This window comes from Vibrio navarrensis (assembly GCF_000764325.1).
GTDB lineage: Bacteria > Pseudomonadota > Gammaproteobacteria > Enterobacterales > Vibrionaceae > Vibrio > Vibrio navarrensis.
On record NZ_JMCG01000002.1, the window covers coordinates 1 to 15,100 of the forward strand.

The window sequence follows — 15,100 nt, forward strand, 5'->3', positions numbered from 1 at the left end:
CTTGATTAAGCATAACGCCCGGTTAAGGGCAGCCAACGCCATTACCAAGCTTCCGCATAACACCGTAACCAAAAAAATCAACGCATGATAAAAAATGCCTGCGCGTTGGCTGTCCCTCTTGAACCGTTTGTTATGTTTAAGCTTCAAGGGCTTACGTTTTACCAAAACCAAGATTAACTCAGCGTTGACTCACAACACAAAAGCCAAGACCTAACAAAACTGAAATGACTCATAGATTTGAAAAACAGACTTCGAATTTTGGCAATTCAAGCCCCAAAAACTTGGTGGTCCAAACTTCTGATTGAGCCAAGCGCACCAACCTCGCGCGCTTACCCGAAAATTGATTGAGGCAATTCTCTGAATTTCCAGCGCCAAAGAATTGATGTCCGGAAAACAGCGCCAAACGAAGCCAGATTGCCGAGAAACACAAAAACCAACAAGCCGATGGAGCAAAGAAAAGATGCAACCAACTGATTTTGCGTGATTAAACATAACGCCCTGCTAAGGGGTGAGCAATGCACTACGAAAGCTACCGCACACCGCCCTTAATCACGAAACTCACCGCATGCTGAAAATGCCACGCATTGCGAATCCCGCTTAAGCAGTTTGTTAGCTTAAATTTCAGCACCTTAGATTTACCAAAATTGAGATTAAACCGATTTGGAAAACCAACAAACCACTTAAGCTTTGAAAACCCGAAATGACTCAAACTTTGTGGCCGCTCATGTGCTTTGAAAACCAGTAAATTTTGATAAATCATTTTCGGAAAACTCAAAGCGAACGCCAAACTTCAAAAGCGACTTTGCGCCAAGCTGGCTAACCTTGAGCAATCCTAAAACTTCATTGAGGCAACTGCTCAAAACTTGCATTGGCAAACAATGCCGATTTGCCGAGGAAACCTGAACGAATGGCCAGAGGAAGAAAAAACAGGCTGCAAACAATTGATTTTATTTGTTTTAAGCTAACGCCCTGCTAAGGGGTGAGCAATGCACGACAAAAGCTACCGCACACCACCTGAATCATGAAACCCACCGCATGCTAAAAATGCCACGCATTGCGAATCCCGCTTAAGCAGTTTGTTAGCTTAAATTTCAGCACCTTAGATTTACCAAGCCTGAGATTAAACCGATTTGGGAAGCCGGCAAACTGCTTAAGTTTTAAAACCCGAATTGACTCAAACTTTGTGGCATTTTGTGCTCTTTGAAAATCAGTAAATTTTGACCACACATTTTCGAAAAACTCAAAGCGAAAACTGAACTGCTAAAGCAACTTTGCACCAAATTTACTCACCTCGCGCAATCCCAAAATTCAGTTGAGGCAACAGCTCAAAACTCGCGTTGGAAAACAATGCTGATTTGCCGAGTAAACCTGAACGAATTACCAAGGGAAGAAAGAAAAAGCCACAACCAATTGATTTTTATTGCTTTAAGCTAACGCCCTGCTAAGGGGTGAGCAATGCACTGCAAAAGCTACCGCACACCGCTTTTAATCACGAAACTCACCGCATGCTGAAAATGCCACGCATTGCGAATCCCGCTTAAGCAGTTTGTTAGCTTAAATTTCAGCACCTTAGATTTACCAAGCCTGAGATTAAACCGATTTGGAAAACCAACAAACCACTTAAGCTTTGAAACCCGAATTGGCTCAAACTTTGTGGCCTTTCATGCGATTTGAAAAACCCGAAAATTTTGATAAATCACTTTCGGAAAATTCAAAGCGAAAGCTAAACTGCCAAAGCGACTTTGCGCCAAACTTGCTAACCTCGTGCAGTCTCAAAACTCAATTGAGGCAACTGCTCAAAACTCGCATGAGCAAACAATGCCTGATTTGCCGGAAAACCTAAACGAATTGCCAAAGGAAGAAAGAATAGACCGCAACCAATTGATTTTATTTGTTTTAAGCTAACGCCCTGCTAAGGGGTGAGCAATGCACTGCTAAAGCTACCGCACATCACCTTAATCACAAAACCCGCCGCATGCTGAAAATGCCACGCATTGCGAATCCCTCTTAAGCAGTTTGTTAGCTTAAATTTCAGCACCTTAGATTTTCCAAGACTGAGATTAACCCGATTTGGAAAACCAACAAACCACCTGCATTTTAAAACCCGAAATGACTCAAACTTTGTGGCCTTTCATGCGATTTGGGAACCCGAAAATTTTGACAACTCACTTTCGAAAAACTCAAAGCGAAAGCAAAACTGCCAAAGCGACTTTGCGGCAAACTGACCAACCTCGCGCAGTTCCAAAGCTCAATTGAGGCAACTGCTCAAAATTCGCATGGGCAAACAATGTTGATTTGCCGAAAAACCTGAGCGAATTGCCAAGGGAAGAAAGAAAAGACCACAACAAATTGATTTTATTTGTTTTAAGCTAACGCTGCGTTAAGGGGTGAATGCCGCATAAACCAACTTTCCGCAGACCACTTTCACCACCAAAACTCACCGCATACTAAAAATGCCACGCGGCATGAATCCCACTTGAACGCCTTGTTATGTTTAAGGCTCAAAGGGTTAAGTTTACGAAACCAAGAGCTTAACTCGACTTACCGCTGAAAACCAAAACCAGAAGCTAAAAAACTGAATTAACTCATAAATTTGATTTTATTAACATTAAGTTTTAGCGTGAAAAACCGAAAACTGGAACTCTAACTTTGGAAATGAGAACACTTCACTCTCCTCGCCAACACACTGGATTTCAATGAGGCAATTCTCTGAATTTTTCGCGCCCGCGAATAGGAGTCCAGAAAACAGCGACCACTGAAGTTAGCTTGCCGACAAGGGAAAACTTGAAAGCTAAGTGAACAAAAAAGAGTGTAAATAACTGATTTTGCGTGATTAAACATAACGCCCTGCTAAGGGGTGAGCAATGCACTACGAAAGCTACCGCACACCACTTTAATCACAAAACTCACTGCATGCTGAAAATGCCACGCATTGCGAATCCCTCTTAAGCAGTTTGTTAGCTTAAATTTCAACACCTTAGATTGACCAAAATTGAGGTTAACCCGATTTGGGAAATCAACAAACCACTTGAGTTTTAAAACCCGAATTGACTCAAACTTTGTGACCGTTCATTTGCTTTAAAACCAATAAATTTTGATAACACATGTTCGCAAAACTTAAAGCGAAAACAAAACTGACAAAGCGACTTTGCGCCAAACTTGCAGACATCGCGCAAGCCCAAAACTCAATTGAGGCAACTGCTTAACACTCGGACTAGCAAACAATGCTGATTTGCCGAAAAACCTGAGCGAATGGTCAAAGGAAGAAAAAAGACCACAACCAATTGATTTTATTTGTTTTAAGCTAACGCTGCGTTAAGGGGTGAATGCCGCATAAACCAACTTTCTGCAAACCACTTTCACCACCAAAATTTACTGCATACTAAAAATGCCACGCGGCATGAATCCCTCTTTAACGCCTTGTTATATTTTAAGTTCATCAGGCGACAGATACTGACTACAGATAATATCAGGAACTAGTTTCAAAGCAGCAGAGTCATCCTCACCGATGATCTTCGCTAAACTGTTTCCCGCTTGCCGAAATAAAATCGAATCATCTAACGTCAGGAAATAAGCCGATTCAACATCCGGCTCGTAGGGATGTTTTTCATAGATTTTTTGGAAACACATATGTAGGCCAATCAGTTTAGACAATAGAACCTCTGCCTCAGTTTTACTTAATGATATTTCACCTCGATGTGCTTGCAGCATCATTGCCCACATATCTCCAGCCTTATAACCAACTATCTTTAGGGCACTAAGTGAAACTTCTTGTTCCAAAAACTGTTCAAAATCTTCTTTAGTAGTCTCAGCAAATGTACTAAAGCACATACAACCTAGCAGAATCGGAATACAATATTTACTCACACTTTTCATTTAGAGCTAAGTCCTTCAATAAAATATAACGCCGCGTTAAGGGGCGCAGGCACGCAATACAAAAGTTACCGCATGACAACTTAACCACTAAACCCAACGCAAATTGAAAATGCCACGCGTGCCAAGTCCCTCTTGAACGCTTTGTTATGTTTATTTAGCCTAAGATTTAAAACAGTTAAATCCATCAGCGACTGTTTCAAACTGAATTTTTGTCAAACAGACCTCCGCTAAACAGAACTCATGACGTTGAATCAATCTAGACGCTTCCTCTGCTGAAACCTGGATTGAGTTTCCAATCAGGTTAACTGCTGAGCCATCTGAAACAATTGAATAGACAAAACCTTCAGAGTCAATGACTCGATCGCTTGGACCAACAATCAAATCCACACACTCGCAATTCAAATCAGCTTCAGAACCCAAATAAACAAGCTCATCGTCACCATCTAATTTCAGAATACAAGGCCAATTGACCATGAACTTCTCCGATAAACATAACGCCCTGCTAAGGGGTGAGCAATGCGCTACGAATGCTACCGCACACCGCCTTAATCACAAAACCCACCGCATGCTGAAAATGCCACGCATTGCGAATCCCTCTTAAGCAGTTTGTTAGCTTAAATTTCAGCACCTTAGATTTACCAAAGCTAAGATTAACCCGATTTGGGAAACCAACAAACCGCTTGAGTTTTAAAACCCGAAATGACGCAAACTTTGTGGCCTTTCATGTGATTTGAAAACCAATAATTTTTGACAACACATGTTCGCCAAACTCAAAGCGAAAGCAAAACTTCCAAAGCGACTTTGCGCCAAGCTTGCTAACCTCGCGCAATCCTAAAACTCCATTGAGGCAACTGCTCAAAACTTGCGCCGGCAAACAATGCTGATTTGCCGAGAAACCTGAGCGAATGGCCAAAGGAAGAAAGAAAAGACCACAACCAATTGATTTTAATTGTTTTAAGCTAACGCCGCATTAAGGGGCAGCCAACGCTACTACCAACTCACCGCATAACAGCGTAATCACAAAAACTAACGCATAATAAAAATGCCACGCGTTGGCTGTCCCTCTTAAATGCTTTGTTAACTGATTGTCAATCTTGAACAATCAACGGCAATAGCAACAGACTAGCACCAAATGCGTAAAAGATTGGAAGAATCGCAACACTAAATCCTGCAGCCAATGCTTCATACTCTACAGTTAAATTACTCAGCGTTAAAATTATTCCGTAAAACGTTGTTAATCCCGCGCTAAACCACATTACTTTTAAAAAGATTGAAAAATTAATCACTAAAGTCCGCCCTTTAATGATAAGTAACGAGAAAATTGCTGGCACAAACGTACATATAATTGAAAAAGCATCAAAAAATTGAAGCCAACTATTCATTAGAAATAGATGACTAAAAATATAAATACAAGATAACCAGTAGATTAGAACACCAATTTTATTCAAGAGTAAATCCCCGCACTTAAATATATTCGCATCAGTTAACGCCGCATTAAGGGGCAGACAACGCTACTACCAACTCACCGCATAACACCGTAATCACAAAAACTAACGCATAATAAAAATGCCACGCGTTGGCTGTCCCTCTTAAATGCTTTGTTAGGCGGCGGTTCTCTGCATTATATGTTGAGGACCAGCTGGACCACCTAAATACAAATTCCCGGTGTCTTCAAAACCACATTTAAGATAACAATTGTACGCGGCTTTATTACGGCAATTTACCGTCAATTGTAACCGTTCAAACTCGGGATAGGTTGAAGCAACATAGCTTGGTAACAAATTCATTGCTCTACTCGCAACACCTAAACCTTGATGATTATGATCAATCAGCAAAGCTCGAACGCCTAGCGCTTTTGGATCACTAAAACTATAAGCGTCAGAATAAGATAGATCTAAGACGAAAAAACCAACAACTTGATCATTTTCGATGATCAAATGAGGATGTTCATCTTCTTTTAAAGATAAGATGAATTCACCAAGCTTATCGACTGTGAACTGAACTTGTTCGGGTTTTACTCGTAATTTTTCAACTTCAGCATCACGAGTTTTATTATATTTCTCAATAATTAACATGTTACCTCGATCTCAAATGACGCCTAACGCCCTGCTAAGGGGTGAGCAATGCACTGCCAAAGCGGCCGCACGCCGCCTTAATCACAAAACCCAACGCATGCTGAAAATGCCACGCATTGCGAATCCCTCTTAAGCAGTTTGTTAGCTTAAATTTCAACGCCTTAGATTTACCAAACCTGAGACTAACCCGATTTAGGAAACCGGCAAACTACCTGAGCTTTAAAACCCGAAATGACTCAAACTTTGTGGCCGTTCATTTGCTTTACAAAACCAGTAAATTTTGAGAACTCATTTTCGGAAAACTCAAAGCGAAAGCAAAACTTCCAAAGCGACTTTGCGCCAAACTGACTGACCTCGTGCAACCTAAAAACTCAATTGAGGCAACAGCTCAAAACTCACGTTCATATACAATGCTGATTTGCCGAAAAACCTGAACGAATTGCTAAAGGAAGAAAGAAAAAGCCACAACCAATTGATTTTCATTGTTTTAAGCTAACGCCGCGTTAAGGGGCGCAGGCACGCAATACAAAAGTGACCGCATAACACCTTAACCACTAAACCCAACGCAAATTGAAAATGCCACGCGTGCCAAGTCCCTCTTAAACGCTTTGTTATGCCGTTACTTTTTGTTTTAAGTGAACCTCTACCGCTTTTGAACCATCGGAAAGTATGAAAAAGTCTGAATCAAAACGTTGAACCACATTAAAGCCTAGTGCCTTAAAAACAGCGACATTACCTGTTTGCTCAACACACCAAACCGAGACTGAGTTAATACGCTTAAACTGTGTAACAACGAAATCAACGAGCTTTCTGGCTACACCTTTTTGGCGAAAACTTGGTGTAACTGCTAACGAGCTAAGCTGTAATTCTGAGCCAACCTGTTTAGCTTTAACTACTCCAACTAAAGCCTGATCAACATGGAAACCAAAACAACTCCACTCACTTTTAGCACTGTTTTTATTGCTAACTGCGAGCTCGGTTGGCCTGTAAACTTGACGAAGTTCGTCGAAGCAACGCTCTGACAGTTCAACCACTAATTTTTCATTTACATCAAGCTGCTTGATCATCAATTTCACCTTAGGCATAACGCCCGGTTAAGGGGCAGCCAACGCCACAACCAAGCTTCCGCATAACACCGTAACCACAAAAAACAACGCATAATAAAAATGCCACGCGTTGGCTGTCCCTCTTGAACCGTTTGTTATGTTTAAGCTTCAATGACTTACGTTTTACCAAAACCAAGATTAACTCAGCTTTGATTCACAAACAAAAGCCAAGACCTAAAAAACGGAAACGACTCATAGATTTGAAAAACAGACTTTGTATTTCGGCAATTCAAGCCCCAAAACCTGTGTTCAAAATACTGATTGCGCCAGCCGCCCTAACCTCGCGCTTACTCGAAAATTGAATGAGGCAATTCTCTGAATTTCCAGCGCCAAAGAATAAGTGTCCAGAAAACAGCGCCCGCTGAAGTCAACTTGCCGACAAACACAAAACCAATCATCCGAGGGAACAAAGAAAAGATACAACCAACTGATTTTGCGTGATTAAACATAACGCCCTGCTAAGGGGTGAGCAATACACTGCCAAAGCCACCGCACACCGCCTTAATCACAAAACTCACCGCATGCTGAAAATGCCACGCATTGCGAATCCCTCTTAAGCAGTTTGTTAGCTTAAATTTCAGCACCTTAGATTTGCTAAAGTTGAGATTAACCTGATTTGGGAAACCAACAAAACGCTTGAGTTTGAAAACCCGAATTGACTCAAACTTTGTGGCATTTCATGCGATTTGAAAACCCGAAAATTTTTATAAATCAATTTCGGAAAACTCATAGCGAAAGCAAAACTTTCAAAGCGACTTTGCGCCGAACTTACTCACCTCGAGCAATCCCAAAATTCAATTGAGGCAACAACTCGAAAATCGCGTTGGCAAACAATACTGATTTGCCGATAAACCTGAACGAATTGCCAGAGGAAGAAAGAAAAAGCCACAAACAACTGATTTTTAATATTTTAAGCTAACGCCCTGCTAAGGGGTGAGCAATGCACTACAAAAGTTACAGCACACCAACCTAATCACAAAACCCACCGCATGCTAAAAATGCCACGCATTGCGAATCCCTCTTAAGCAGTTTGTTAGCTTAAATTTCAGCACCTTAGATTAACCAAACCTGAGATTAACCCGATTTGGAAAACTGGCAAACCACCTGAGTTTTAAAACCCGAATAGGCTCAAACTTTGTGGTCTTTCATGCGATTTGAAAACCCGAAATTTTTGAAAACTCACTTTCGAAAAACTCAAAGCGAACACAAAACTTCCAAAGCGACTTTGCAGCAAACTGGCTAACCTCGCGCAATCTCAAAGCTCAATTGAGGCAACTGCTTAAAACTCGAATTGGGCAAACAATACAGATTTACCGAAAAACCTGAACGAATGGCCAAAGGAAGAAAAAACAGACCACAACCAATTGATTTGATTTGTTTTAAGCTAACGCTGCGTTAAGGGGTGAATGCCGCACAAACCAACCTTCAGCAGACCACTTTCACCACCAAAAATCACCGCATACCAAAAATGCCACGCGGCATGAATCCCTCTTTAACGCCTTGTTATGTGCCTGGTTTCAAGTACACGCCTTCCTGACGGAGTTGAGTTCGTAAATCTAACATTTGTATATTTGTAACTATCACGGAAAACAGATTTCCAATAGCTATAGCAAACATTAAGCCTGCTGCATATCCATTCCATAACCCGAGATTAGCTTGAATGAGTGTGTTGAATGCCAGACAAAAGAAGATGATACTGGATATGAACATTCTCAACTCACCACAACTAAATTTGTAGGTGTTGTCCGCATAATCATACCTAATTTTTACCTTTGAACTCAGACCGCCAAGTTTTACATACATCGTGCTTTCACCGCTTTCATAAGCAATGTCATTGAGATCCAGTATTTTTTCTATGCGTTCCAACATGATTTTATATCCTTGAAAATTGATTACCTTGAGACTATTACTAAAGACAACCAATTTCATAAGATATTTGGAATTTCACAGCCTAAGTCACGTATACAGGATTAGGCACATAACGCCCTGCTAAGGGGTGAGCAATGCACTGCAAAGGCTACCGCACACCGCCTTAATCACGAAAACCCAACGCATGCTAAAAATGCCACGCATTGCGAATCCCTCTTAAGCAGTTTGTTAGCTTAAATTTCAGCATCTTAGATTTGCCAAACCTGAGATTAACCCGATTTGAGAAACCAACAAACCGCCTTGAGTTTTGAAATCCGAATTGACTCAAACTTTGTGGCATTTCATGCGATTTGAAAACCCGAAATTTTGATATGTCACCTTTCGGAAAACTCAGAGCGAACGCAAAACTTCCAAAGCGACTTTGCGCCAAACTGGCTAACCTCGCGCAACCCCAAAACTCAATTGAGGCAACAGCTCAAAACTTGCATTGGCAAACAATGCTGATTTGCCGAGAAACCTGAACGAGTGGCCAAAGGAAGAAAAAAGACCACAACCAATTGATTTTATTTGTTTTAAGCTAACGCCCTGCTAAGGGGTGAGCAATGCACTGCAAAAGCTACCGCACGCCGACTTAATCACAAAACCCACCGCATGCTGAAAATGCCACGCATTGCGAATCCCTCTTAAGCAGTTTGTTAGCTTAAATTTCAGCACCTTAGATTGATCAAACCTGAGATTAACTTGATTTAGAAAACTGGCAAACCACTTGAGCTTTAAAACCCGGAATGACTCAAACTTTGTAGCTAGTCGTTTTTGGTGAAACCAACGATTTTTCATGGTACATGTTCGGATAAATCAAAGCGAAAACTAAACTTCCAACGCGACTTTGCACCAAGCTTACTGACCTCGCGCAATCCCAAAATTCAATTGAGGCAACAGCTTAAAACTCGCGTTGGAAAACAATGCTGATTTGCCGAGTAAACCTGAACGAATTACCAAGGGAAGAAAGAAAAAAACACAAACAACTGATTTTTAATGTTTTAAGCTAACGCCCTGCTAAGGGGTGAGCAATGCACTACGAAAGCTACCGCACACCGCCTTAATCACAAAACCCAACGCATGCTGAAAATGCCACGCATTGCGAATCCCGCTTAAGCAGTTTGTTAGCTTAAATTTCAGCACCTTAGATTTACCAAGCCTGAGATTAACCTGATTTGGGTTCCTAACAAACAGCCAGAGTTTTAATACCCGAAATGACTCAAACTTTGTGGCATTTCATGCGATTTAAAAACCCGAAAATTTTGATAAATCACTTTCGGGAAACTCAAAGCGAAAGCAAAACTTCCAAAGCGACTTTACGGCAAACCTACTGACCTCGCGCAATCCCAAAATTCAATTGAGGCAACTGCTCAAAACTCGCGTTGGCAAACAATGCTGATTTGCCGAGAAACCGGAACGAGCTGCCAAGGGAAGAAAAAACAGGCTGTAATCAATTGATTTTCATTGTTTTAAGCTAACGCCCTGCTAAGGGGTGAGCAATGCACTGCAAAAGCGACCGCACACCAACTTAATCACAAAACTCATCGCATGCTGAAAATGCCACGCATTGCGAATCCCTCTTAAGCAGTTTGTTAGCTTAAATTTCAGCACGTTAGATTGACCAAACCTGAGATTAACTCGATTTGGAAAACTAGCAAACCGCCTAAACTTTGAAACCCGAAACAACTCAAACTTTGTGACCGTTCATTTGCTTGGAAACCAGTAAATTTTGATAAATCACTTTCGGAAAACTCAAAGCGAAAGCAAAACTTCCAAAGCGACTTTGCGGCAAACTTGCTAACCTCGTGCAGTCCCAAAACTCAATTGAGGCAACTACTCAAAACTCGCATTGATAAACAATGCTGATTTACCGAAAAACCTGAACGAATGGCCAAGGGAAGAAAGAAAAAACCACAACCATTTGATTTTACGTGTTTTAAGCTAACGCCCTGCTAAGGGGTGAGCAATGCACTGCCAAAGCTACCGCACACCGCCTCAATCACGAAACTCACCGCATGCTAAAAATGCCACGCATTGCGAATCCCTCTTAAGCAGTTTGTTAGCTTAAATTTCAGCACCTTAGATTTACCAAGCCTGAGATTTACTCGATTTAGGAAACCGGCAAACCACTTAGGTTTTAAAACCCAAATTGGCTCAAACTATGTGGAATTTCATGCAATTTGAAAACCCGAAAATTTTAATAAATCATTTTCGGAAAACTCAGTGCGAACACAAAACTTCCAAAGCGACTTTGCGCCAAACTGGCTAACCTCGCGCAACCCCAAAACTCAATTGAGGCAAGCGCTCAAAACTCGCATTGGCAAACAATGCTGATTTGCCGAAAAACCTGAACGAATGGTCAAGGGCAGAAAGAAAAGACCACAACCAGTTGATTTTATTTGTTTTAAGCTAACGCCCACTTAAGGGGCTGACAACGCGACTACCAAGTTTCTGCACAACACTGAAACCACCAAAATCAACGCATAATGAAAATGCTGCGCGTTGGAAGTCCCTCTTGAAGTGTTTGTTATGCTTTATTACTCATTGATTACATTGAATTTTTACAATGACTATCGCTTGCAGCCACTTTAACTCAAAATGATAAACTTGCCTACTTTCAGCAATCATTGGTGCAAATAAGATCCCAAATAAATTGAAGCGAATTAGCCTGCGGAATCAATGGGTCAACAACACCAAAGGAAGAGACCTTTCAGCGATAATTGAACCTTTTACGAACACAATCTATCAGAGCTGAGCCGGACAAAAACGCATAAGCATCGTTCAACTTTCAATCGCCACAAAAAAGAACAATAAACTCATAATATCAATAAATTAGAATAGGAAAACTTCTAAATCAGACTAAGTTTTCCCATTAAAATTTATATATTGATTTTGCTGAGGCTCAATAAAGCATAACGCCGCGTTAAGGGGTGAGCAACGCAACGACTAACTTACCGCATTGCACTAAAAACTAATAAAATCAATGCATAACGAAAATGCCGCGCGTTGCGAATCCCTCTTAAACGCTTTGTTAACTGGCCGATCCCAAATGCCAAAAGTACCAATATTTTTAAGCTGCCTGTGCGGCAGTGAACCATTCATGACAAAGTTTAGAGCTGGAAGTATTTTTCTAAGCTGCCTGTGCGGCAGTGAACGAGCTTATACCGCTGGTGTCAAAATGGGACTTTTTCTAAGCTGCCTGTGCGGCAGTGAACAGACAAGCGGTAAATGAGCCGCTGCGGGTTAATTTCTAAGCTGCCTGTGCGGCAGTGAACATAGCGCCAGCTAAAGCGCCGCGACCACCTTTTTTCTAAGCTGCCTGTGCGGCAGTGAACGGCAGACACTCCCGAAGCGCCTGATAAAGAGTTTTCTAAGCTGCCTGTGCGGCAGTGAACAGTACATTTCATGCTTAGTCTTGAAATATTCATTTCTAAGCTGCCTGTGCGGCAGTGAACAACTGGACCTACATCAAACACACGCTTAAATCTTTCTAAGCTGCCTGTGCGGCAGTGAACTGGCGTGTGCTATGTCCTTTCACACACCCCCATTTCTAAGCTGCCTGTGCGGCAGTGAACTACAACTTGGCGGCTTCAATAGCACGGGTTAGTTTCTAAGCTGCCTGTGCGGCAGTGAACGGCGGTAAAAAAGCTCGTGCGATTGCTGATGATTTCTAAGCTGCCTGTGCGGCAGTGAACTTTTGCATCCATGCCAAGGCGCATGGCTGATATTTCTAAGCTGCCTGTGCGGCAGTGAACATGTGCGACACTGACGAAAAGATGCGCGAAGTTTTCTAAGCTGCCTGTGCGGCAGTGAACGTTAAAAATAAAAATCACGAATAGCGGCAAGATTTCTAAGCTGCCTGTGCGGCAGTGAACAATGCAAGCGTTCATTGGCACAAGGCTTTTCATTTCTAAGCTGCCTGTGCGGCAGTGAACCCAAAAAACCTTAGCGTTTTTATTTCTTATTATTTCTAAGCTGCCTGTGCGGCAGTGAACAAGTTAGGCAGGATGAGGCGGGTAGGCTTGATTTTCTAAGCTGCCTGTGCGGCAGTGAACATTTGATTGGTCGCAGCGCGAAACGCTGTAACTTTCTAAGCTGCCTGTGCGGCAGTGAACATCAAGGTTTCCGCTGAGAGATTGGCAGAAAAATTTCTAAGCTGCCTGTGCGGCAGTGAACGAACCGATGGCCGCGTGCCGGATGACAGAAACTTTCTAAGCTGCCTGTGCGGCAGTGAACTAATGCTTTGCAGTGGGGCTCTCGTTGTGGTTTTTCTAAGCTGCCTGTGCGGCAGTGAACGAGCTTAATGCAAACTCGCTGATGATAAGTCATTTCTAAGCTGCCTGTGCGGCAGTGAACGTTCGCACATTCCCGCTACGTTTCCGTAGCATTTCTAAGCTGCCTGTGCGGCAGTGAACTATACGCTTGCGCGCCAGCTAACGGTTATTCATTTCTAAGCTGCCTGTGCGGCAGTGAACTATACGCTTGCGCGCCAGCTAACGGTTATTCATTTCTAAGCTGCCTGTGCGGCAGTGAACTTTCACGTAACGTTCAGCGGTGCCGTCATACTTTTCTAAGCTGCCTGTGCGGCAGTGAACACAACGCGCCCATGATTTCTTGCATTCCTGATTTTCTAAGCTGCCTGTGCGGCAGTGAACAGAGAAATCATCTTGTACGGGTCGCCATCGATTTTCTAAGCTGCCTGTGCGGCAGTGAACTAAGCGGACGGCTTGTATCGAGCAAGAACCAATTTCTAAGCTGCCTGTGCGGCAGTGAACGGCATGATGATCATTCAGTGCTGATCACCCAATTTCTAAGCTGCCTGTGCGGCAGTGAACCAGTTGTCCGGTCTGGACCGTTTTAACTTCTTTTTCTAAGCTGCCTGTGCGGCAGTGAACTATGAAACTTTATCAGTAACCTATTGTTAATAAAAGTAATTACATCAAATTTCTCAAAATAACCTTTTATTTTTCACTCGATTTATTATTAATATAAATCAATAACTTAAAATCCAACGAAAAAAGATGGGTAATTTTATTGCCAGTTAACGCCGCGTTAAGGGGCGCAGGCACGCAATACAAAAGTAACCGCATGACAACTTAACCACTAAAACCAACGCAAACCAAAAATGCCACGCGTGCCAAGTCCCTCTTGAACGCCTTGTTATGCAAATGTTCTTAACGGCAAAATGTATCTATATACAAAGCCTCAACCTTGTCTCTCGCCCACTGCGTACGACGCAAAAACTTAAGAGAAGATTTGATTGATGGATTGCTGTAAAAACAGTTAATTTTAATTTCTCTGTCTAACCCTTCCCAACCGTAGTGCTCTTGTAAACGAACGAGAATTTTCTCTAAGGTTAAACCATGTAAAGGATTATTTTGCTGCTCTTGGCTCATTATTTTGGTCCTAATAATACCGCTTAGTTTGGACGCAGTTTACCAGAATTCTGAAACCAGTTAGCCAATTTATTTACATCCACAGCCTAAGACATAAGCACTGAGAAATGGGCAGATTTGAATATTTGCATAACGCCGCGTTAAGGGGTGAATGCCGCATAAACCAACTTTCCGCAGACCACTTTCACCACCAAAACTCACTGCAAACCGAAAATGCCACGCGGCATGAATCCCTCTTGAACGCTTTGTTATGTTTAAGGTTCAAGGGCTTACGTTTTACCAAAACCAAGATTAACTCGGCTCTGACTCACAAACAAAAGCCAAAACCTAAAAAACCGGAACGACTCATAATTTTGAAAATCAGACTTTGAACTTAGCAGTCAAACTCAAAAGCCTAAGACCAAATTTCCGATTGAGCCAGCCGCCCTAACCTCGTGCTTACCCGAAATTTGATTGAGGCAACTCTCAGAATTTTTAGCGCCCAAGAATGGATGTCCAGAAAACAGCGCCCAGTGGAGCTAACTTGCCGACAAACTCGAAACTAACAAACCGAGGGAGCAAAAAAACATAAACCACTGACTTTAAATAATTAAACATAACGCCCTGCTAAGGGGTGAGCAATGCACTGCAAAAGCTACCGCAAACCGACTTAATCACGAAACTCACCGCATGCTGAAAATGCCACGCATTGCGAATCCCACTTAAGCAGTTTGTTAGCTTAAATTTCAACACCTTAGAT

The 15,100-nt window shown here is 42.1% G+C and carries 7 protein-coding genes and 1 CRISPR repeat array; all 7 genes read right to left on the reverse strand.

The features are described from left to right. Positions 1-3,423: 3,423 nt before the first annotated feature. Positions 3,424-3,876 carry a hypothetical protein gene (locus EA26_RS14430; protein WP_039429287.1) on the reverse strand — a complete coding sequence of 151 codons (453 nt, stop codon included), beginning with the start codon at positions 3,874-3,876 and terminating at the stop codon, positions 3,424-3,426. A gap of 159 nt (positions 3,877-4,035) precedes the next feature. Continuing rightward, positions 4,036-4,350 carry a DUF4144 domain-containing protein gene (locus tag EA26_RS14435; protein WP_039426510.1) on the reverse strand — a complete coding sequence of 105 codons (315 nt, stop codon included), beginning with the start codon at positions 4,348-4,350 and terminating at the stop codon, positions 4,036-4,038. A 614-nt stretch (positions 4,351-4,964) separates the two neighbouring features. Beyond that, the gene (locus EA26_RS21685; RefSeq protein ID WP_032471909.1) at positions 4,965-5,324 is read right to left on the reverse strand and encodes a hypothetical protein; all 360 of its coding nucleotides are present in this window, start codon (positions 5,322-5,324) and stop codon (positions 4,965-4,967) included. Positions 5,325-5,477: 153 nt separating this feature from the next. Further along, on the reverse strand, positions 5,478-5,951 hold the full coding sequence (locus EA26_RS14445; RefSeq protein ID WP_039428546.1) for a GNAT family N-acetyltransferase: 474 nt from the start codon (positions 5,949-5,951) through the stop codon (positions 5,478-5,480). 611 nt (positions 5,952-6,562) lie between these two features. Continuing rightward, complete coding sequence (locus tag EA26_RS14450) at positions 6,563-7,018, reverse strand: GNAT family N-acetyltransferase (RefSeq protein ID WP_200877698.1); 456 nt, start codon at positions 7,016-7,018, stop codon at positions 6,563-6,565. Between the two features lie 1,542 nt (positions 7,019-8,560). Further along, positions 8,561-8,926: a hypothetical protein gene (locus EA26_RS14455; protein WP_039428613.1), complete on the reverse strand. Its 366-nt coding sequence runs from the start codon at positions 8,924-8,926 to the stop codon at positions 8,561-8,563. Positions 8,927-12,032: 3,106 nt separating this feature from the next. Next, positions 12,033-13,860: a CRISPR direct-repeat array (repeat unit 28 nt; unit sequence TTTCTAAGCTGCCTGTGCGGCAGTGAAC). A 279-nt stretch (positions 13,861-14,139) separates the two neighbouring features. Further along, a complete protein-coding gene (locus EA26_RS14460) occupies positions 14,140-14,361 on the reverse strand; it encodes a VF530 family protein (protein WP_005526706.1) in 222 nt (73 codons plus the stop codon). Positions 14,362-15,100: the final 739 nt, after the last annotated feature.